This window comes from Streptomyces sp. NPDC086554 (assembly GCF_040686095.1).
Lineage (GTDB): Bacteria > Actinomycetota > Actinomycetes > Streptomycetales > Streptomycetaceae > Streptomyces.
Genome location: NZ_JBFBJK010000006.1, coordinates 203,079 through 221,073, shown reverse-complemented (window position 1 = coordinate 221,073; position 17,995 = coordinate 203,079). Strand labels below are relative to the sequence as shown.

The following is a 17,995-nucleotide window of genomic DNA, read 5'->3' as shown; positions in this document are numbered from 1 at the left end:
CCTTGCGCGAATGGGGCGGGCCGGACCTGTGCCGGGGCTAGTGCCAGGGCCCCGTCACGGCGAACGTCGTGCCGGGGTTGTAGCAGTTGACGTACATCGTGTCGTGGTCAGGTGAGAACGAGACGCCCGCGAACTCGCCCCACTCCGGCTCCTCGGGCGTGCCGATGTTCTGGCGGCCGCGGGCCATCGCGTAGACCTCGCCGTGCCGCGTGAGGCCGTACACGTGCTGGACGCCACCGCCGTCCTCGCACACCATCAGGCCGCCGCTCGGCGCGAGGCAGATGTTGTCGGGGGACTCGCCGGGCAGCTGGATGTCGGTGTCCGGGCCGAAGACGATCACCAGGGTGAGGCGGCGCTTGGACGGGTCGTAGCGCCAGACCTGACCGAAGTGGTCGGCCGCCGAACCCTCCGCGCTGTGCGCGAAGGAAGAGACGAAGTAGACGCACGAACCGCCCCAGTAGCAGCCCTCCAGTTTCTGGGCGTGTGTGATGCCCTTGGGGCCGAAGTCCTGGAGGCGGATGGGGGTTTGGGCGGCCAGTGGGTCAGGGACGTCGACCCACTCGATGCCGTCGAAGCTCGCGCCGGTCTCCTGGACGGCGGACAGATCCGGGACGCCGGGCACCCGCATGGCCTGCAGCTTGCCGCCCGCGCGCAGTGAACCCCGGCCGCCCTCCGGCTTGTTGGGCAGGAAGCGATAGAAGAGGCCGAAGGGCTTCTGGAAGGCGTCCTCGGTCTCGTAGACGATGCCGCGCTTCGGGTCGACCGCGATCGCCTCGTGCTGGAAGCGGCCCATCGCGGTGAGCGGCACGGCCCCGGTGCGGCGCGGGTCGACGGGGTCGACCTCGAAGATGAAGCCGTGGTCCTTGGTGTAGCCGTTCGTGCCGGCCTTGTCCTCGGTCTCCTCGCAGGTCAGCCAGGTGCCCCAAGGCGTGGGCCCGCCCGCGCAGTTGACGGCGGTCCCCGCGATCCCGACGCGTTCGCCGATCACGTTGTTCCGGGCGTCGAGCGAGAGCACCGTACAGCCGCCCTTGCCCATCGGGTCGTAGGTGAGCCCCTCGACCGTGGGCACGGGGATCTTGCCGTTGTGGCGGTTCTCGTGATTGCGGACGAGGTGGACGCCGCCGCGTTTGCCGCGGAACGCGTCCATGCCGTCGAAGTTGCTGGGCACCTTGCCCTCGCCTGACGGCAGTTCGCCGCCCTCGCGGGAGAGGACCTTGTAGCGGAACCCCTCGGGCAGATCGAGCAGACCGGCGGGGTCGGGCACCAGTGGCCCGTACCCGCCCTTGCCCTGGGCGGCCGCGCTCCCCGCGAAGAGTTCCGAGAGCGCGCCGGTGAAGGCGATCCCCGCACCCACCGCACCGGTACGGGCAAGCACTTCACGTCGTGTCGTGGACATTAGGTCGACCTCCTGCTGGCGGACAGGAACATGACCGGATGTGTGTACCACGCGCCCTGGGGCGCGGGAACCACGCGCGTAGCTACGAGTCTTCGCGTGTCGCTAGGACTCCACGAGTCCCTTCGCGTCACGCGCGAGCGCCGTGAGCCGCGAGATGGCCCGGAAGTACTTCTTCCGGTAGCCGCCGTTCAGCATGTCCTCGCCGAAGAGCTTGTCGAAGGGGACACCGGACGCCAGCACGGGCACCTCCCTGTCGTACAGCCGGTCGGCGAGCACCACAAGGCGCAGCGCGGTCGACTGGTCGGGGACGGGCGTCACATCGGTCAGGCAGACCGTCTTGAGGCCGTCGGTGAGCGCGCCGTAGCGGCTGGGGTGCACGCGGGCCAGATGGTCGAGGAGGTGCGGGAAGTCGTCGAGGCTCGCGCCGTCGGTCGCGTACGCGGCCTTGGTGACCTGCTCGTCGGAGTACGGCGCCGGCGCCTCGGGCAGGCCCCGGTGGCGGTAGTCGTCGCCGTCGATACGCAGCGCCTTGAAGTGGGCGGACAGGCCCTGGATCTCGCGCAGGAAGTCGGCCGCCGCGAACCGGCCCTCGCCGAGCTTGCCCGGCAGCGTGTTCGAGGTCGCGGCGAGCGCGACGCCCTGCTCGACGAGCTTGGCGAGCAGCGAGGACACCAGAACCGTGTCACCCGGATCGTCGAGTTCGAACTCGTCGATGCAGAGCAGCCGGTGCCCGCTGAGCGTGCGCACCGTCTGCTGGAAGCCGAGCGCGCCCACCAGGTTCGTCAGCTCGACGAAGGTGCCGAACGCCTTCTGCTCGGGCGCCGCGGGCGTCGCGTGCCAGAGGGAGGCGAGGAGGTGGGTCTTGCCGACGCCGTAGCCGCCGTCGAGGTAGACGCCGCGCGGGCCCGTGGGCGCCGGTGCCTTCTTCTGGAACCAGCGCTTTTTGCCCGCTCCGGAGGCGTGCGCCCCGCCGAGCCCTGCCGCGAAGCCGCCGAGGACCTTCACGGCCTCGATCTGGCTCGGCTGGTTCGGGTCCGGGATGTACGTATCGAAGCGGACGGAGTCGAAGCGCGGCGGCGGCACCATCTCGGCGACCAGACGGTCGGCGGGGACATGGGGTTCGCGGGCGCACAGGGACAGAGGAGCCGCTTCGGCTATGGGGCTCTGCCCGGGGGCTGCGGTGGAGGACGACACGGTTCCTAACTCTAAGGGCCGTGCAAGACTGCGGACATGCGACGCCTGTTCCCTGTGACCGACCAGACAGACGAAACAGCAGTACGAGAGTGGGGGCTGGGGGAGCTGGCCGACGCCTACGCGTACCCCACCGGAAAGGGCGCCTGGCTGCGCGCCAACATGGTGTCCACGCTCGACGGGGCCGCCCAGCACGACGGCCGTTCGCAGCCCATCTCCAGCGCCACCGACATGCGGGTCTTCGGCACCCTGCGCGGGATCGCGGACGCCGTGGTCGTCGGTGCCGAAACGGTCCGCCAGGAGGGTTACCGGCCGCCGCGCGCGCGTGAGGCCTTCGCCGAGCGCAGGGCGGCGGCCGGACAGGCGGTGGCGCCCGCGATCGCGATCGTCACCGCGAGCCTCGACCTGGATTTCAGCCTTCCGCTTTTCGCCGAGCCGCTGGTGCCCACGCTCGTGGTGACCGGCGCCGCGGCACCCGCCGAGCGGATCGCGGCGGCCGAGAAGGCGGGCGCCGTGGTGGTGACCGCGGGCGATGGCGCGGGGGCCGAGCCCCGGCGGGTCGTACGCGCCCTGGCCGAGCGCGGCCTCACCCGACTGCTCACCGAGGGCGGGCCCAGGCTGCTCGGCCAGTTCGTGGCGGCGGGGGTGCTCGACGAGCTCTGTCTGACGGTGTCCCCGATGGTCGCCGCGGGGGATGCCCAGCGCATCGCGGGGGGCCCATCGATGGCGGTGCCGGAGCGCTTCGAGCTGGCGTCGGTACTGGAGGAGGCCGGGTTCCTCTTCACCCGATACCGTCGAACCTGACAATCAGTGGAATATGCCGTTCCGTTTCGCTTCCGTTGGGCACACTAAAAGTCGCAGACCCCGTGCGGCCACGGGGCAGGATGGTTTCCGCAGGGGCCTGTCGAGACAGACTCTCGGCAGCCCACGGATGAGAAGGGCGCCTGTCGTGTTCACAAGCGTACTGATGATCGAGAAGGCCCTGACCTCCGCCGACGTGGAGTTCGTCACCACCTTGCACGGCGACGAGCCGGTCACTTTCCACGTGCTGCTCCAGCCCCGCGGCGATCAGGCGGACCGCTTGCTGCGGGCCATCGACGACGTGGCACTCGGGGAGCTCGACGAAGCGGCGAAGGAACGGGACGTACCCGAGGGGCAGGATGCGACGGGCCCGGCGGAGCAGGCTCTTCAGGTCTCGCTCGCGGCGCTGCACGCAGCGGGCTGCGAGGCGACCGGGCAGCTCATCAAGGACCACCCCCTCGACGCGCTCAGGGAGCTGGTCGACGACGCGGACGCCGACGAGGTCATCGTCCTGACGGACCCGCACTACGTGGAGGAGTTCTTCCACCGGGACTGGGCATCGCGGGCCCGGCACAAGGTCGGCGTGCCGGTCCTGAAGCTGTTCTCGCACGCGGCGGGCTGAGCGCTCCGCGGCGGAGCCGCATATGTCGCAGTCCCGCGCCCCTTACGGGGCACGTAGTCTGGGCCCTGCTCATCTGCCGTAACTCAGACTCTTGGGGAGACACACGTATGGCACCCGGCCTGCCCACCGCCATGGACCGACCGCACTTCATCGGCATCGGCGGCGCCGGAATGTCGGGCATCGCCAAGATCCTCGCCCAGCGCGGCGCCAAGGTCGCGGGCAGTGACGCGCGGGAGTCCGCCACGGCCGAGTCCCTGCGGACCCTGGGGGCCACGGTCCACATCGGCCACGACGCCGCGCACCTCGCCGCCGATGCCACCTGCGTGGTCGTCTCCTCCGCGATCCGCGCCGACAACCCGGAGCTGGCCCGCGCGACAGAGCTCGGCATTCCGGTCGTCCACCGCTCGGACGCCCTCGCGTCCCTGATGGAGGGCCTGCGCCCGATCGCGGTGGCGGGCACGCACGGCAAGACGACCACGACCTCGATGCTGGCGGTCACCCTCTCCACCCTCGGCCTGAACCCCTCCTACGCGATCGGCGGAGACCTGGACACCCCCGGGTCCAACGCGCTGCACGGCGAGGGCGAGATCTTCGTCGCCGAGGCGGACGAGAGCGACCGCAGCTTCCACAAGTACGCGCCCGAGGTCGCCATCGTCCTGAACGTGGAGCTCGACCACCACGCGAACTACGCGTCGATGGACGAGATCTACGAATCCTTCGAGACCTTCGCGGGCAAGATCGTCCCCGGCGGCACCCTGGTGATCAACGCGGACCAGCCCGGCGCGGTGGAGCTGACCGCACGCCTGCGACGCGACCACTCGGACCTCAAGATCGTCACGTACGGCGAGTCCGAGACCGCCGACCTGCGCATCCACAAGGTCACCGCACGCGGCCTGACCAGCGAGGTCACGGTCGTCCTCGGCGGCAAGTTCCTGACCTTCACGGTCTCGGTCCCCGGCCGCCACTACGCGCACAACGCGGTGGCCGCGCTCGCCGCGGGCATCGCCCTCGGCATCCCGGCACACAACCTGGCATCGGCCATCGCCTCCTACACCGGCGTCAAGCGCCGCCTCCAGCTCAAGGGCGAGGCGGCGGGCGTCCAGGTCATCGACTCGTACGCGCACCACCCCACGGAGATGACCGCGGACCTGGAGGCGATGCGCTCCTCCGCGGGCGACTCGCGCCTCCTGGTCCTCTTCCAGCCCCACCTCTTCTCCCGCACCCAGGAGCTGGGCACGGAGATGGGCCAGGCCCTGTCCCTCGCCGACGCCTCCGTGGTCCTCGACATCTACCCGGCCCGCGAGGACCCGATCCCCGGCATCACCAGCGACCTGATCATCGACGCCGCCCGAGCGGCGGGCGCGGACGTCCGGGCCGTGCACGACAAGGCGGAGGCCCCGGCGGTCATCGCGGGAATGACGAGGCCCGGCGACCTCGTTCTCACCATGGGAGCGGGCGACGTCACGGACATCGGCCCGCAGATCCTGGCCGAGCTGTCGAAGTAGTCGAAGTAAGGGGTTCAGTGTCATGTCGTACGACGTCGAGAAGCCGGACGAGCAATGGCGCGCGGAGCTGACCCCTTCGGAGTACGCGGTCCTTCGCCAGGCCGGCACGGAACCGGCCTTCGTCGGTGAATACACCGACACCAAGACGAAGGGCGTCTACTCCTGCCGTGCGTGCGGCGCGGAGCTGTTCACCTCGGCGGAGAAGTTCGAGTCGCACTGCGGCTGGCCGAGCTTCTTCGACCCCAAGGACACCGACGCGGTGGAGCTCCTCCAGGACTCCTCGCACGGCATGGTCCGCACGGAGGTGCGGTGCGCGCGGTGCGGTTCGCACCTGGGGCACGTCTTCGAGGGCGAGGGTTATCCAACGCCGACGGATCAGCGTTACTGCATCAACTCGATCTCGCTCAGGCTGGCGCCCGAGGCGGGCTGAGACGGCTGTTCACGGAGAGGTGCCCCACACGCGGAATGCGTGCGGGGCACCTCTGTCTCGTACGTGCCGGATCGTCAGGCCGCGTTCTGCGTGACGGTCCAGGGCCAGGGCCCGCGCGGCGGGATGCCGCCGGCCCGGTGGGCCTCGGTGCGGTCCTGCGCGGTCAGTTCGTGCTGGCTCTCGTGGACCTCGGCGAGTAGATGGGCCACCTCCTCGTCGCGGTACGGGCCACTGGCTCCGCGCGGGAGAGTGATCCAGACCGGTCCGCCGTTGCGGGTGTCCCCGACGGCATGGCCACGGAAATCCGGGTCGTGGACCTCGTGTTCGACGATGCGAGCTCCGCAGTAGTCGACCAGCTCCTGCACTGAGGGCACGGCCTGCGGCTGCGCGTACTCGTGGCCCTGTGCCAGGTACTCGGCCAGCATGGAGCGGAGCCGTCCGGCCTCGTCGAACGTCAGGGATACGTGCTGGTGCCGCTTACTCGTGCCGAGTGTGAGGCCGATCTGCGGCCACTGGGCGTACGGCATGTGCTCCATCACCACGTCGACGGTTTTGGGCTCGTCCCCGTACTGGGTGCGTTCCTTGCGATGCAGTCCGAGGTTGATGCTGTCTTCCTCCGTGGCGTGGAAGTGATCGGCGAGCAGGCGCGTAGGTGTGTGGTCGTCGCCGGACGACCGGAACTGGCACCAGGGTGGGCAGGGGGCGACGAGTTCGAGGGGATGGGTCGGTGACGTGCGGGCATCGACGGACTCGGCGGCGCCGCCTGTGATGACAGTGGCGTACCGGTGACGCAGGCCGCGCAGGCGCAGGGCGAAACGCTCCAGCCCGTCGATCAGCTCGCTGAGGGCGAGAATGCCGAGCTCGGCGGCATCGTCGACGCCCGTGAGCCAGAGCCTCGGAAGCTCACCGCGGGATTGCTCGTCGTGGCCCAGCGCGAGCTGGACGGAGAGGAGTGGCACTTCGAGTGTCGGCTCCAGGCCGCCGGGTGCGGCGAGTGCGACGGGCGTACTGATGTGGCTGCCGGTCGCCTCGGCCTGTGGCTCCCGGGCGCACCAGGCGGGGCAGTCGTGGTCGGCAGGCTGAAGAGGCAGGACGGTCGTGTTGGACATGGTCTCTCCTTCGGTCGGAGTGGTGTCTTGTCCGGCAGATTGCGTCCACTGCGCCTCCTTGCGGACCTAGACTCGCGTTCCGGGCATTGCGCCCCATGAGTGCTGCCAGGCTGGAGTCCGCTGCCCGGCGTGCCCGGAGTGCGGTGACGAGCAGGTGTCGGAGTGTCGGGGGTCCATCAAGTCGGAGAACCGGCTTCACCCGGAGCTGGGGCACGCTAGTGCCGGCTTCGCCTTGCAGGCGCCTCGGCTGGGTGTCGCCTGGCCTGACCGTAATACGCGTCATACACTGGTGGCATGGCGAAGACGCGGATCAGTATCAGCCTGGATGGGTCGCAGGCCGAGCGGATCAAGGAGCATGCCGAGCGGGCCGGTATGGATGTGTCGGCGTATTTGGTGCATGCGGCGACGCGGCAGATGGCGGAGACGGATGCCATAGAGGAGCAGTTCGCCGGGGTCGATGCAGTGATCGCCCGTGCCGAGACGGAGGCCGGGGCATTCCCCGGTGATCCCGTTGAACCCGGTGCGGAGCTGACGGAGCAGGAACGCCGCGAGGTCGAGGAGGCTCTCGGGCTCGTGCACGGTGCGGATAGGCAGGCCAGTCGTCCGGGGCATGCCGCGTGAGTGCACGGGTGCCGGTCTACGACTCCGGCATGCTGATCGCGCTGGCCGATCGCAAGGCCAAGGCGGTGGCTTTGCACGACGGCCTACGGTCTGCCCCGCATCGGGCGTTGGTGCTCGGCCCGGTCCTGGCCCAGGTCTGGCGGCCCCACCCAGCGCTGGTGCACGCGTTGTCCGGCGTGCTCGGCGACTGTACGGTGCCGCAGGCCCGTTCTGCCGAGCCTCCGATGCGGGAGACCAAGGCCGGACGGCCTGATTGCCTGGCCTGTGCGACGGGCCCGGACCTGGCCGACTGGCGCCGCATCGCCACCGCGCTCGGGCAGGCGGCACTGCCGGCCAAGAAGCGCCCGGACGCGGTGGACGCCTGGGTGGCGCTCGCCGCGGCTCGGCACGGCAGCGCGGTGATCTTCACGAGCGATCCGGACGACATCAACGCCTACTTGGCCGTGCTGGCCCCGTCGGACGTGCACGTGGTCGCGATCTGAACGGGCGCAACCCAAGGGGCTTAAGCGGCTGTTGGGGCGGAAGGGGTGACAGATGCGCGGCTGGCCGAGCTTCTTCGACCCCAAGGACACCGACGCGGTGGAGCTCCTCCAGGACTCCTCGCACGGCATGGTCCGCACGGAGGTGCGGTGCGCGCGGTGCGGTTCGCACCTTGGGCATGTGTTCGAGGGTGAGGGGTATACGACCCCGACGGACCAGCGGTACTGCATCAACTCGATCGCGCTGACGCTGGCCCCCGAAGAGGGCTGAGCAGGGCGGGAACCGGGCGGGGCCGCTGGGCGTTGAGCCGTACACAAGGGAAGCCAGGAGGTTCCCATGGCGTACGGCGCGAATCTCCCCGTACCGGCGGCATCGCGCGGCGAGCGGGTCAAAGGCGCAGCCGTCCTGATGGGGTCCTTGCTGCTTCTGCTGTGGCTGCTCGAGGCCGTCGATGCCGCGAGCGGCCACGCGCTGGACACCTTCGGCATCACCCCGCGCGAGGTCGGTGAGCTGCGGGACATCGTGCCCGCCGCCTTCGTGCACTTCGGCTTCGGGCACCTCATGGCGAACAGCGTGCCGCTGCTGTTGCTCGGCTTCCTCGCCGCGGTGTCCGGCATCCGCAGGTTCCTCGCCGTCGTCACGGTGATCATCCTCGTCAGCGGTGCGGGCGTCTGGCTCACCGCACCGGGACACTCCGTCACCGCGGGCGCGTCCGGAGTCGTCTTCGGCCTCTTCGGCTATCTGCTGATCCGCGGTTTCGTCGACCGGCGCGCAGGCGACGTGATCGTGGGTCTTATCGTCGGCGCGGTCTACGGCTCGATCCTGTGGGGCGTACTGCCGACGACCACAGGCGTCAGCTGGCAGGGTCATCTCTTCGGGCTCCTTGCCGGGGTGGCCGCGGCCTTCGCGTTCCGACGGCGGCGGGGCGCCGGCGGCGCTTGAAGAAGGCAGGGCCAGGCAGGCTTGCCCGGCCCCGCCCAGCCCTGCCCAGCGGCCTAGAACGTCAGCTTCCAGCTGTTGATGTAACCCGTGTCCTGCGCCGCCACATCCTGCACGCGCAGCTTCCACGCGCCGTTCGCCGCCTCGCTCGACGCGTCGACCGTGTAGGTCGCGATGATGTTGTCCGCCGAGTCGTTGCTGCTGGAGTTCTTCAGGCGGTACGCCGTGCCGTCCGGGGCCAGCAGGTCGACGACCACGTCGCCGCGCCAGGTGTGCCGGATGTCGACGTCCGCCTTGAGAGTGGCGGGGGCGTTGCCGGTGCGGCCGGTCACGTTCACCGTCGAGGTCACGGCGGCGCCGTTGTCGGGGATCGCGACGTCCGTGGTGTTCTCGTACGTGTCGCCCGGCGGGACGGGGGTGTCCGTGCCGAGGGTCCAGATCGCGTGGGCGATGGCGTCGCTGTTGCGGTCGAGGGCGGTGTCGTTGATGTTCGACGTCGTGTCGCAGGACGAGTGGTAGCAGCGGTCGAAGGCCTGGCCCGCCGTGCCGCCCCACTTCTGGGCCTGGGCGCTGGTCTTCGTACGGCTGGCGCCGGTGAAGAGGCCGCCGACCGGGATGCCGACGTTCTTGAAGCTGGCGTGGTCGGAGCGGCCGTCGCCCTCGGTCTCGATCTCCGTGGGGACGTTCAGACCCGCGTAGTAGTCCTTGAAGGTCTTCTCGATCGCGGGGTCGTCGTCGTAGACGAAGTAACCCGGGTTCGGGGAGCCGATCATGTCGAAGTTGAGGTAGCCGGAGACCTTTGAACGCTCCGTGGCGGGAAGGTTGTTGACGTAGTACTTCGACCCGATCAGGCCGAGCTCCTCCGCGCCCCACCAGGCGAACCGCAGATGCCGCGTCGGCTCCAACTGTGCGCGGGACACGGCGAGTGCGGTCTCCAGGACGCCTGCCGAGCCCGAGCCGTTGTCGTTGATGCCGGGGCCCGATGTGACGCTGTCGAGGTGGGCGCCCGCCATCAGGACCTTGTTCGGGTCGCCGCCCGGCCAGTCGGCTATCAGGTTGTAGCCGGTGGCACCGCTCGACGTGAACTGCTGGACGGTGGTGGTGAATCCGGCCGCGTCCAGCTTGGCCTTCGCGTAGTCGATGGAGGCCTTGTAGCCGGGCCGGCCGTGCGCGCGGTTGCCGCCGTTGGCCGTGGCGATGGACTGGAACTGGGTGAGGTGCGCCTTGACGTTGGCGAGGGGGATGTCGGGGGCCGCGAGTGTCGAGGGAGGGGCGGCGGGTGCCGCGAGGGCCGTCGGCGCGGCGACGGCGAGCAGCCCTGCTGCCGCCAGCGTGGCGACCGTGGTGCGTCTCAGGGCGCGGGGCAGGACGGGTCTGGAGTGTCTGGAGAGTCTCATGTGGGGCTCCGTATTCCGAACGGCGAAGGGGACGGAACGTACGAGACGCCCTGCGGAGCGGGTGCCGCAGGGCGTTGGAGCTGTACCGAGGTGCGCGGGCGTGCCTTGAGGTGCGAAGTGCCGGGCGTGCCTTGAGGTGCGAAGTGCGTTGCCTGATGGTGGGGGTGGGGTGACTCGCCGTCAAGGGAGGAAACCGGTCAGAAGTCGGTCAGGCGAGTTCGGTTATCGGACGTCGCCGCAGGGACTGGGCTGCCCAGGTGCGCAGTTTCAGGTCGGGGTCCTCCAGGAGCGCGGCCGCCGCCCGCCGCGCCGCCACCCCGCCGCGCGCGTGGAGCAGCCGGAACGCGGCCACGCGGGTGTGCCGGGGGCGCTCGGGCTCGGTGCGTTCCAGGAGCCAGTCGGCGGGGAGTTGCCTCGCCGATGGCAGCAGGGCGACGGCTGTCTCGCGTACGACACCGGGGGCGGGGTCGTCGAGCAGCTGGGTCAGCCGTCGCGCGTCCGCCAGGTCCAAGGTCCGCAGTCCCGCGACGGCCTGTGCCCGCACTCCACCCGCCGGGTGGACGAGCAGCCGCCACAGCAGCGCGCCGTCCGCGCGGTCCCCGCACTCGGCGAGGCCGATGACCGCGCCGGGCGCGAGGGCGGGATCGTCCGGTGCCGCGCACCGCTGCCGGTACCAGGCGGTGGGGCTGCCTCCGTACTGTCGTACGACGTACCGGGCGCAGGCGCGCACCACCGCGGACCGGTCGCCGAGGAACGGCTCGGCTCGCTCCGGCTGCCCCGCCCGGCGCAGCGCGGTGACACCGGCCGACCGGACGCGCGGGGCACGCGCTGTCAGCAGCGGTTGGAGCAGGTCTTCGACATCAACTTCCGCCTCCTGCACGGTCGTGAGCGCCGCTGTCGCGCACAGGTCCTGGACGACGGCGTCCTCGTCGCGCGCCGCCGCGCGGGCCAGCTCGGCGGGGCCCAGGCGCCGGTGCTCGACGGCAAGGCGGTAGGTGAAGCGCCGGGTGCTGCGGTCGGGGTGGGCGAAGAGAGCGGCGAGTTGATCGAGATCCGCCCGGCGCAGCGCGTCACCGAGCAGCTCGACGCCGAAGCCGCCCCGTTCACGGCGGCCCACTCGCAGGATCAGCGGGGCGAGGGCGACGGCGGTCCGCGGGTCCATTGCCTCGTGGAGGAGCTTGCGGGCGCGCTCGCGCACGGGGGCTGCCCAGTCGGCGCAGCGGATCGCGATCAGCGGCAGGAGGCCGGGGTGCCGTCCCGCCCGGCGCAGCGCGGCCTGGCGGATCCTGCCGTCGCGGTGGCAGAGGGCGAGTGCGAGCCCGGATTCGCCGAGCCGCGCCAGGTCGGCGGGCAGCGGGGCCGCGCGCTCCCAGTCGGACAGGGGCACCCCCCGGTACCAGGACACCTCCCGCACTCCGGCATCGAGCGAGAGCCAGCTGTCGGGGTCGGCGACGGCCGCCACCACACTCCGCAGCGGCGCTCCCTCCGCGAGCCGCACCGCTGCCGCCGCGCCGTCCCAGCTGTCCTCGCTGTCCTCGCACTCCTCGATGTCCTTACGCATGACCGTGAGTATGGACGGTGGACTGCCGCTCGATGGGTCCAGGGGCGGACACATGTATCCGTCTGGGCAGCAGGAGCGGTGTGGCCAGCAGGAGGACGCCGGAGAAAGTGATAGCGGCGAGCGGGCTTGTGAGTGTGGCGAGGACGCCCCAGATCACCATCAGGGCAGCTTGCAGGAGCTTGCCGCAGGCACTCCACGTACTGAGGATCTGGGCGGTGAGATCCACGGGAGTCCGCTGCAGGCGTTCTGTCGCGTAGATCGGGTTGAAGATGCCCATGCAGGTGATCAGCAGGCCCTCGACGACGATCACGGTGAGGAGTCCGGGGATGCCGGGGCGGACGAACGCGAGACCGAGGGGGAAGAGCGAGCGCAGCCAACCGGAGACGATCATGACCCGGTGCCGTCCGTAGCGGGTCACAAGGCGTGCGGAGAGGCGGGCGCCCACGAAGCCGCCGAGCGCCGGGATGCCGAAGGCGAGACCGTACTGCCAGGCCGGGAAGTGGTACTGGCCGAGGAGGAGTACGGCCAGGAGCGGGGCGGTGGCCATGATCAGGCCGCCGACCAGGATTTGATTGGCGAACAGGCGCCTCAGTACGCGGTCGCGGAGGATGAACCGCAAGCCGCCGAGAAGGTCGGCTCCGCGCAGCCTGGTGGCCCGGTCACGGGGTGCCGCGACGTCGTCGCCGCGGATGCGGAGGACCCCGAGCGCGGACAGCAGGTAGCTGAGGGAGTCGGCCATGACCGTGACGACCGGGCCGAGCAACCCCACGAGCGCGCCACCGAGGGGCGGGCCCGCCGCGGTCGCCACCCAGCTCGTGCCCTCGAACCTCCCGTTCGCCACCAGGAGTTGATCGCCCCGGACGAGATGCTTCAGGTACGCGCCGGATGCGGCGCCGAAGGCGATGCCCGCGGTCCCGGAGACCACCGAGACGACCAGTAGTTGGCCGTACGAGAGCAAGTCGATGGCGTACGCGATCGGGACACTCGCCATCGCGGCGAACCGGATCAGGTCCATCGCGATCATCACCGGACGCTTGGCCCGGTGCTCGACCCACGGCCCCAGCGAGAACGCGACAACCGCCGCGACGGCGAGCCCGGCCGCCTCCAGGAGCGACACGGCGAAGGCCGGCGCGTCCAGCACTTGAACCGCGATCAGCGGGAACGCGCCGAAGGCGATCCACGTGCCGTACGTACTGACGGCGTAGGCCGACCACAGCCAGCCGAAACCGCGCCCCAAGCGCATGCGCATGCGACCCCCCTCGCGACAACCGGTGTTTGGATCCCCGCATCACACCAGCCGCACCACCACGGGATCAAACAACCGGCTCCCCGGTGAGCCACAACCATTGGTTGGACGCGCATACGCTGGCTCCATGGATACCGAGGCCGTGCGATCGTTCGTCCGCGCGGCCGAGCTCGGCCAGCTGCAGCACGCGGCCGACGAGCTCGGCGTGACGCAGCAGGCCGTGTCGAAGCGGATCGCGACCCTGGAGCGCGAACTCGACGTCCGGCTGTTCACCCGCACCGCCCGCGGGGTCGAGCTGACACTCGACGGCCAGGCCTTCCTCCCGCACGCCCGGAACATCGTCATGGGTGTCGACCGCGCCGTCACCGCGATCAGGCCGGGCTCGCGGGCCCTTCGGATCGACGTTCTCGGCCTGCGATCCGCGCAGGCCGTCATCCTCCACGACTACTGGCGGGCACATCCCGAGACCGACCTCGACGTGGTGACCCTCAGGGTCAACGACCCGCGCACGGCGGTCGCCGCCGTTCAGGCAGGCGACATCGACGCCTCGTTCCGCTCGGTCACCGACCCGGCCACACTGCCGCGCGACGTGCGGATCATCCACGCCTTCGACTCCCCGCTGGAACTCCTCGTCGGCCCGAGGCACCCGCTCGCCGCCGCACGCACACTGACACCGGCCCACTTGCGCAAGCACCGGATCTGGGTGCCGGGCATCGCGCCGCGCAGCGAATGGGCGGACTTCTACGATCAGCTCGCCACCGGCTTCGACCTGCGCATCGACGCCGCGGGCCCGCACTTCGGCGACGAGGTACTCCTCGACGTCCTCGCGGAGTCCGCGGACGTGGCGACCCTCGTGGGCTCCCGCGACCGCTACATCTGGCCGACCAACCACGACCTGCGCCGCATCCCGATCGTGAACCCGACGCTCGCGTACCCGCTCTCGCTCATCCTCCCCCGAGCGAATCCGCACCCAGGACTCCGGGCGATCATCGACCACTTCGGAAGCCTGGCACCGCTCGCCGAGACAGTCTGGCGGCCGTCCTGGGCAACGGCACCGGGCAGCGGCGACGCGTGACGCAGAGGCTTGCTTCGGTGCGGCTTGCTTCGGTGCGGCTCGCTTCGGTCGAACCCGGTACGTCGTCCGCATTGATCGGCACAATGTGAAGGTGCCGAATTTCACTGAGCTCGAGTTGGCCGACGGTACCGCCATCCGCTTCGAGGTGTTCCCCGCGCAGACGCGGCCGCCGGAGCCCGCATCGGAGGCGGACGGTGATCTGCCCGACGGGATGGGGCACAGCGTTCCGGTGGCGCGCGGCGGGGACGCGGTGGCCGCGTTCGCCGTCGAGGCGCTGCGGACGACCCTGCGCCCGCTGGGGCCGCTGCTCCGCGAGGTGCACGACGCGGTCATGGACTCCGAACGGCCCCCGCAGGAAGCGAATGTGACGTTCGGCGTGCAGGTCGGGCAGGACCTCAGGCTCGGCATCGTCGGCGGCAGCGGGCAGGCCCACCTCACCGTCTCGGCGACGTGGCAGCGGCCCTCGCAAGCGGGCTGACGGATGGGCTGGTTCCTGACCGAGGCGCGCTCCCCCTCGGCCGACCCCCGGCACTGCGTCGTCTCGGTCCTTCGCACCCGCGACGTCAAGACCGCGGGAGCCGGGGTGCTGTTGACCCCGGCCCGGCTGCTGACCTGTGCCCATGTCGTCAATGACGCCTTGGGGCGGAATCTGTTCGACATCCGGCACCCCGGCCGCGAGACGGTCAACGTGACGCTTCGCGGTCCTTCCGCCTCCGTCAACTACGAGGCGAGGGTGGCCCATTGGATACCGCCGCGCCGGCGTGACGGTACGGCCGAGGTGCGCGAGAAGGACGATCACGAGTGGCTCGGCGACCTCGCGGTGCTTCGCCTCGACTCGGTGCCCCACGAGTCCGTTCCCTCGCCGATGTGGCAGCCCATGGTGGCGGGGCAGTCGCTGCGGGCCTGGCACGGCAGCGGAATGAGCAGCTCCTTCGCGGACGTACGGGTCAAGATGTGCGACGAGACGATCGGGTACGTCGACGGGGAACCCACCGGCATGGCCATCGGCCCCGCCTTCAGCGGTGGACCGCTCTGGTCGGTCACCGACAACGCCGCCGTCGGCCTGGTGGTCGCCCACGTCATGCCGCCCGCCGACCCCGCCACCGGTGCGGCCCGGCCGTTCAGCTCCCAGCACGTATCGCGCCGCAGCTGGGGCATTCCCTGGCAGCGCATCGAGGCCGAGCTGCGCGGTGCCGGCGCGGGGGAGCTTCTGGAGAGCCCCGAGGCCGATCCGGACGATCCCGCGCTGCCCGTGCTCACCGAACTCATCGAGGGCATCATGCCCTCTCCCGTGCTGCGCGGGGATCACGCGAGGGCCGTCGCGCGCCGGTGCGGACACGGGCACCCGGGCGGCGAATCGGCCCCCACGCCCGAGGAGTTCGCCCGGCTCCTGGTCACCGATCCGCGTGCGCTCGCGGCGCTCACCGAGGTGCTGCGGCGCCCGGAGCCCGCGGCCGTCCGCCCGTTGCTGAACGCCGGTCAGTTCTCCCCGGTGCCGCGCCTGCTCTCGCCCGACGAGCACCGCAGGCTCCACCAGACGCTGAAGGCGATCCCCGCGGCGACCCTGGCCCGGCTGCCGGAAGCGGTGCGGGCCGCGCTGCCGCTGGCCGCCGCCTTCCCCGGCGAGGAATCGCCCGACGGCTACCTCGATCACCTCGAGCGGCTCGGCGGCGACAGCCGTACGGAGGGGGAAGGACCGCGGGTGCCGGCGCTGGTGCGGGTGATGGAGTACATGGCGGCCCTCTGCCTGCCCGCGCAGTGCGCACGGCTGCGGCTGTGGTCGGACGGGGTCGCCAAGCGGCTCGGCATCCCGCGCTCGGCCCTCGCCGAGCGCCGCTCCGACGCGGTGGACTGGGCCAGGACACAAGCCGAACAGGACGCGCCACTGCGGGTGTTGGTGCAGGTGAGCCGCAGCGGCGAGGACCGCTACCGGCTGCGCGTCTGGTGCGACGAGGGCGCCGGGCCCCGCCAGGTGTCGACGGACGGCGAGGTCACCTTCAGTGCCGCGAAGGCCGCGCGGGAGCTGCTTCGGGTCCTCGAATCGCTGCACCAGGCGTCCCCGAGCGACCGAAGACCGCTCGTCGAGGCGCTGGTCGACCGGGCGGGGCTGAATCTCCCCATAGACGAGTGGGAGAGCTCCGGGCCCGACGACCTGGTGCCGGGCGTGCTCGGCGCCGAGTACCCGCTGGTCGTCAACTGTCCGGAACTCCTGCGCCGCAACGAGCGTTTCCTTCCTGACTGGCGCCGCCGGTGGCGTCAGCTCGACACGGGCATCTCACTCCTGTTCGCCGACGAGGCGCTGGGGCTGCGCGAGATCTACGGCACGCTGATGGACCGCGTGGACGCCGTGCGGGTGGCCGTGGACGTGCCACCGCGGCTGCGCGACGAGGTCGTACAGGTGTGTCTGGCGGTCGGCGTCCCGGTCGTGGTGTGGGACCGGGGGCTCGGGCGCGAGTCGCATGCCGTGGAGCGGATGAGCGGTGTGACCACCCGTGAACTTCCCGAAGGTGTGCGGTCGTACCGCGCCAAGACCGTGCACCAGCCCCGCGCCTTCCCCGGACGCCCGGTCCTCGCCTGGGCCGACCCCGACCGCACGGTTCCGCAACTGCATCTGTCCGAGCCCCAGGAGGGGATATGAGCACGGCCATGAACGGCAGCCGGGAGGGGATATGAGCACGGCATCGAACGGCAGCTGGCGGATCTTCCGCGGCGACGGTGTCGTACGTCCCGTCACCATGCCGCCCGCACCGCCCTGGCGCCGGTTCACCCCACAGGACGGTGCCGCGGCACCGCTGCCCTATCTGATCGCCCAGGAGCACGCCGACGTGGTCAACGCGGCGCTGCATCTGCGCAGGCCGCTCCTGGTGACCGGGCCCGCGGGCACCGGCAAGTCCTCGCTCGCGCGGGCCGTCGCCCATGAACTGAGCCTCGGCGAGCTGCTGCGCTGGCCCGTCAACAGCCGCTCCAGCGTGCAGGACGCGCTCTATCAGTACGACGCCATCGGACGCCTCCGGGAGACCACCCTCAGCCGCGACCGCGGTGACACCGAGCCCTCCATCGGCACCTTCATCCGTCTCGGCCCGCTCGGTACGGCCCTGGCGCCGACCGGTACGCCCCGGGCGCTGCTCGTCGACGAGATGGACAAGGGCGACGTCGATCTGCCCAACGATCTCCTTACCGTCTTCGAGGAGGGCGTCTTCGAGATACCCGAACTGGCCCGGCTGCCGGAGGAGATGGCGACGGTAGACGTCCTGACGGCCGACCATCACGGCTCGGTCGCCGTGGCACAGGGCCGGGTGCAGTGCGTCGAGTTCCCCGTCGTCGTCATCACCAGCAACGGGGAGCGGGACTTCCCGCCCGCCTTCCTGCGCCGCTGCATCCGGCTCGATCTGCCGGTGCCGGACGAGGACCGGCTGCGGGCCATCGTCTCGGCACACCTCGGGGACGGCGCGCTCCTGGAGGTCGACGATCTGCTGCAGGCGTTCCTGCGCCGCAGGGCGCCCGGCGAACTCGCCACGGACCAGCTGCTCAACGCGGTGTTCCTGAGGGCAGGGGGAGTGGACCTGGACGCCGAAGGCCTCCTTGACGCCGTGCTCCACCAGCTGACCGGAAGCCTCTGACC

Annotated in this window: 17 protein-coding genes and 1 pseudogene; 12 read left to right on the top strand and 6 right to left on the bottom strand. The window is 70.8% G+C overall.

All coding sequences use genetic code 11. The features are described from left to right. Positions 1 to 37: 37 nt before the first annotated feature. Positions 38 to 1,396, bottom strand: a complete 1,359-nt coding sequence (locus AB0O76_RS12455; RefSeq protein WP_365488594.1) for an alkaline phosphatase PhoX — start codon at positions 1,394 to 1,396, stop codon at positions 38 to 40. A 102-nt stretch (positions 1,397 to 1,498) separates the two neighbouring features. After that, positions 1,499 to 2,590 (bottom strand): cell division protein ZapE, encoded by a 1,092-nt coding sequence (zapE, locus tag AB0O76_RS12450; RefSeq protein WP_365488591.1) that lies wholly within the window; start codon positions 2,588 to 2,590, stop codon positions 1,499 to 1,501. 36 nt (positions 2,591 to 2,626) lie between these two features. Between zapE and AB0O76_RS12445 the strand changes: the two genes are divergently transcribed. The 4 genes from AB0O76_RS12445 to msrB all read left to right on the top strand — a co-directional run bounded on the left by AB0O76_RS12445 (position 2,627) and on the right by msrB (position 5,945). Next, on the top strand, positions 2,627 to 3,391 hold the full coding sequence (locus AB0O76_RS12445; protein ID WP_365488588.1) for a pyrimidine reductase family protein: 765 nt from the start codon (positions 2,627 to 2,629) through the stop codon (positions 3,389 to 3,391). A gap of 145 nt (positions 3,392 to 3,536) precedes the next feature. Then, positions 3,537 to 4,010, top strand: a complete 474-nt coding sequence (locus AB0O76_RS12440) for an indole-3-glycerol phosphate synthase (RefSeq protein WP_365488586.1) — start codon at positions 3,537 to 3,539, stop codon at positions 4,008 to 4,010. Positions 4,011 to 4,117: 107 nt separating this feature from the next. Further along, the gene (gene murC, locus AB0O76_RS12435) at positions 4,118 to 5,515 is read left to right on the top strand and encodes a UDP-N-acetylmuramate--L-alanine ligase (RefSeq protein WP_365488583.1); all 1,398 of its coding nucleotides are present in this window, start codon (positions 4,118 to 4,120) and stop codon (positions 5,513 to 5,515) included. Positions 5,516 to 5,537: 22 nt separating this feature from the next. Then, positions 5,538 to 5,945 (top strand): peptide-methionine (R)-S-oxide reductase MsrB, encoded by a 408-nt coding sequence (gene msrB / locus AB0O76_RS12430; protein WP_365488580.1) that lies wholly within the window; start codon positions 5,538 to 5,540, stop codon positions 5,943 to 5,945. Positions 5,946 to 6,019: 74 nt separating this feature from the next. Here the strand turns inward: msrB and AB0O76_RS12425 are convergent, their stop codons facing one another. Then, complete coding sequence (locus AB0O76_RS12425) at positions 6,020 to 7,054, bottom strand: hypothetical protein (RefSeq protein ID WP_365488577.1); 1,035 nt, start codon at positions 7,052 to 7,054, stop codon at positions 6,020 to 6,022. Between the two features lie 294 nt (positions 7,055 to 7,348). Between AB0O76_RS12425 and AB0O76_RS12420 the strand changes: the two genes are divergently transcribed. The 4 genes and pseudogenes from AB0O76_RS12420 (at position 7,349) to AB0O76_RS12405 (ending at position 9,097) form a co-directional block, all read left to right on the top strand. Further along, positions 7,349 to 7,675: a hypothetical protein gene (locus AB0O76_RS12420; RefSeq protein ID WP_365488574.1), complete on the top strand. Its 327-nt coding sequence runs from the start codon at positions 7,349 to 7,351 to the stop codon at positions 7,673 to 7,675. Then, entirely contained in the window at positions 7,672 to 8,157 is a 486-nt protein-coding gene (locus AB0O76_RS12415) for a hypothetical protein (protein WP_365488572.1), read from the top strand. Before AB0O76_RS12420 ends, AB0O76_RS12415 begins: the two co-directional genes overlap by 4 nt. Before the next feature lie 58 nt (positions 8,158 to 8,215). After that, positions 8,216 to 8,425, top strand: a pseudogene (locus AB0O76_RS12410) (peptide-methionine (R)-S-oxide reductase); the annotation flags it as partial. Between the two features lie 66 nt (positions 8,426 to 8,491). Next, positions 8,492 to 9,097, top strand: a complete 606-nt coding sequence (locus AB0O76_RS12405) for a rhomboid family intramembrane serine protease (protein WP_365488569.1) — start codon at positions 8,492 to 8,494, stop codon at positions 9,095 to 9,097. A 53-nt stretch (positions 9,098 to 9,150) separates the two neighbouring features. On the opposite strand, the gene AB0O76_RS12400 is transcribed toward AB0O76_RS12405, so the two are convergent. From AB0O76_RS12400 to AB0O76_RS12390, 3 genes are all read right to left on the bottom strand, one after another. Then, entirely contained in the window at positions 9,151 to 10,491 is a 1,341-nt protein-coding gene (locus AB0O76_RS12400) for a M28 family metallopeptidase (RefSeq protein ID WP_365488566.1), read from the bottom strand. 208 nt (positions 10,492 to 10,699) lie between these two features. Then, positions 10,700 to 12,052, bottom strand: a complete 1,353-nt coding sequence (locus tag AB0O76_RS12395; protein ID WP_365488563.1) for a hypothetical protein — start codon at positions 12,050 to 12,052, stop codon at positions 10,700 to 10,702. Further along, on the bottom strand, positions 12,045 to 13,301 hold the full coding sequence (locus tag AB0O76_RS12390) for an MFS transporter (protein WP_365488560.1): 1,257 nt from the start codon (positions 13,299 to 13,301) through the stop codon (positions 12,045 to 12,047). Before AB0O76_RS12390 ends, AB0O76_RS12395 begins: the two co-directional genes overlap by 8 nt. Positions 13,302 to 13,425: 124 nt before the next feature. Here AB0O76_RS12390 and AB0O76_RS12385 point away from each other — a divergent pair, with 124 nt between their 5' ends. From AB0O76_RS12385 to AB0O76_RS12370, 4 genes are all read left to right on the top strand, one after another. Then, positions 13,426 to 14,373 carry a LysR family transcriptional regulator gene (locus tag AB0O76_RS12385; protein ID WP_365488557.1) on the top strand — a complete coding sequence of 316 codons (948 nt, stop codon included), beginning with the start codon at positions 13,426 to 13,428 and terminating at the stop codon, positions 14,371 to 14,373. A 91-nt stretch (positions 14,374 to 14,464) separates the two neighbouring features. Continuing rightward, positions 14,465 to 14,851, top strand: coding sequence for a CU044_2847 family protein (locus AB0O76_RS12380; protein ID WP_365488554.1), 387 nt, complete (start codon positions 14,465 to 14,467; stop codon positions 14,849 to 14,851). Between the two features lie 3 nt (positions 14,852 to 14,854). After that, positions 14,855 to 17,011, top strand: a complete 2,157-nt coding sequence (locus tag AB0O76_RS12375; protein ID WP_365488551.1) for a trypsin-like peptidase domain-containing protein — start codon at positions 14,855 to 14,857, stop codon at positions 17,009 to 17,011. Positions 17,012 to 17,042: 31 nt separating this feature from the next. Continuing rightward, entirely contained in the window at positions 17,043 to 17,993 is a 951-nt protein-coding gene (locus tag AB0O76_RS12370) for a MoxR family ATPase (RefSeq protein ID WP_365488548.1), read from the top strand. Positions 17,994 to 17,995: the final 2 nt, after the last annotated feature.

Coding starts and splice junctions, on each gene's coding strand:
- AB0O76_RS12425 (WP_365488577.1), bottom strand. CDS start 7,054: ATGTCCAACACGACCGTCCTGCCTCTTCAGCCTGCCGACCACGACTGC.
- AB0O76_RS12390 (WP_365488560.1), bottom strand. CDS start 13,301: ATGCGCATGCGCTTGGGGCGCGGTTTCGGCTGGCTGTGGTCGGCCTAC.
- AB0O76_RS12455 (WP_365488594.1), bottom strand. CDS start 1,396: ATGTCCACGACACGACGTGAAGTGCTTGCCCGTACCGGTGCGGTGGGT.
- AB0O76_RS12385 (WP_365488557.1), top strand. CDS start 13,426: ATGGATACCGAGGCCGTGCGATCGTTCGTCCGCGCGGCCGAGCTCGGC.
- AB0O76_RS12400 (WP_365488566.1), bottom strand. CDS start 10,491: ATGAGACTCTCCAGACACTCCAGACCCGTCCTGCCCCGCGCCCTGAGA.
- murC (WP_365488583.1), top strand. CDS start 4,118: ATGGCACCCGGCCTGCCCACCGCCATGGACCGACCGCACTTCATCGGC.
- msrB (WP_365488580.1), top strand. CDS start 5,538: ATGTCGTACGACGTCGAGAAGCCGGACGAGCAATGGCGCGCGGAGCTG.
- AB0O76_RS12395 (WP_365488563.1), bottom strand. CDS start 12,052: ATGCGTAAGGACATCGAGGAGTGCGAGGACAGCGAGGACAGCTGGGAC.
- AB0O76_RS12375 (WP_365488551.1), top strand. CDS start 14,855: ATGGGCTGGTTCCTGACCGAGGCGCGCTCCCCCTCGGCCGACCCCCGG.
- AB0O76_RS12445 (WP_365488588.1), top strand. CDS start 2,627: ATGCGACGCCTGTTCCCTGTGACCGACCAGACAGACGAAACAGCAGTA.
- AB0O76_RS12370 (WP_365488548.1), top strand. CDS start 17,043: ATGAGCACGGCATCGAACGGCAGCTGGCGGATCTTCCGCGGCGACGGT.
- AB0O76_RS12405 (WP_365488569.1), top strand. CDS start 8,492: ATGGCGTACGGCGCGAATCTCCCCGTACCGGCGGCATCGCGCGGCGAG.
- AB0O76_RS12420 (WP_365488574.1), top strand. CDS start 7,349: ATGGCGAAGACGCGGATCAGTATCAGCCTGGATGGGTCGCAGGCCGAG.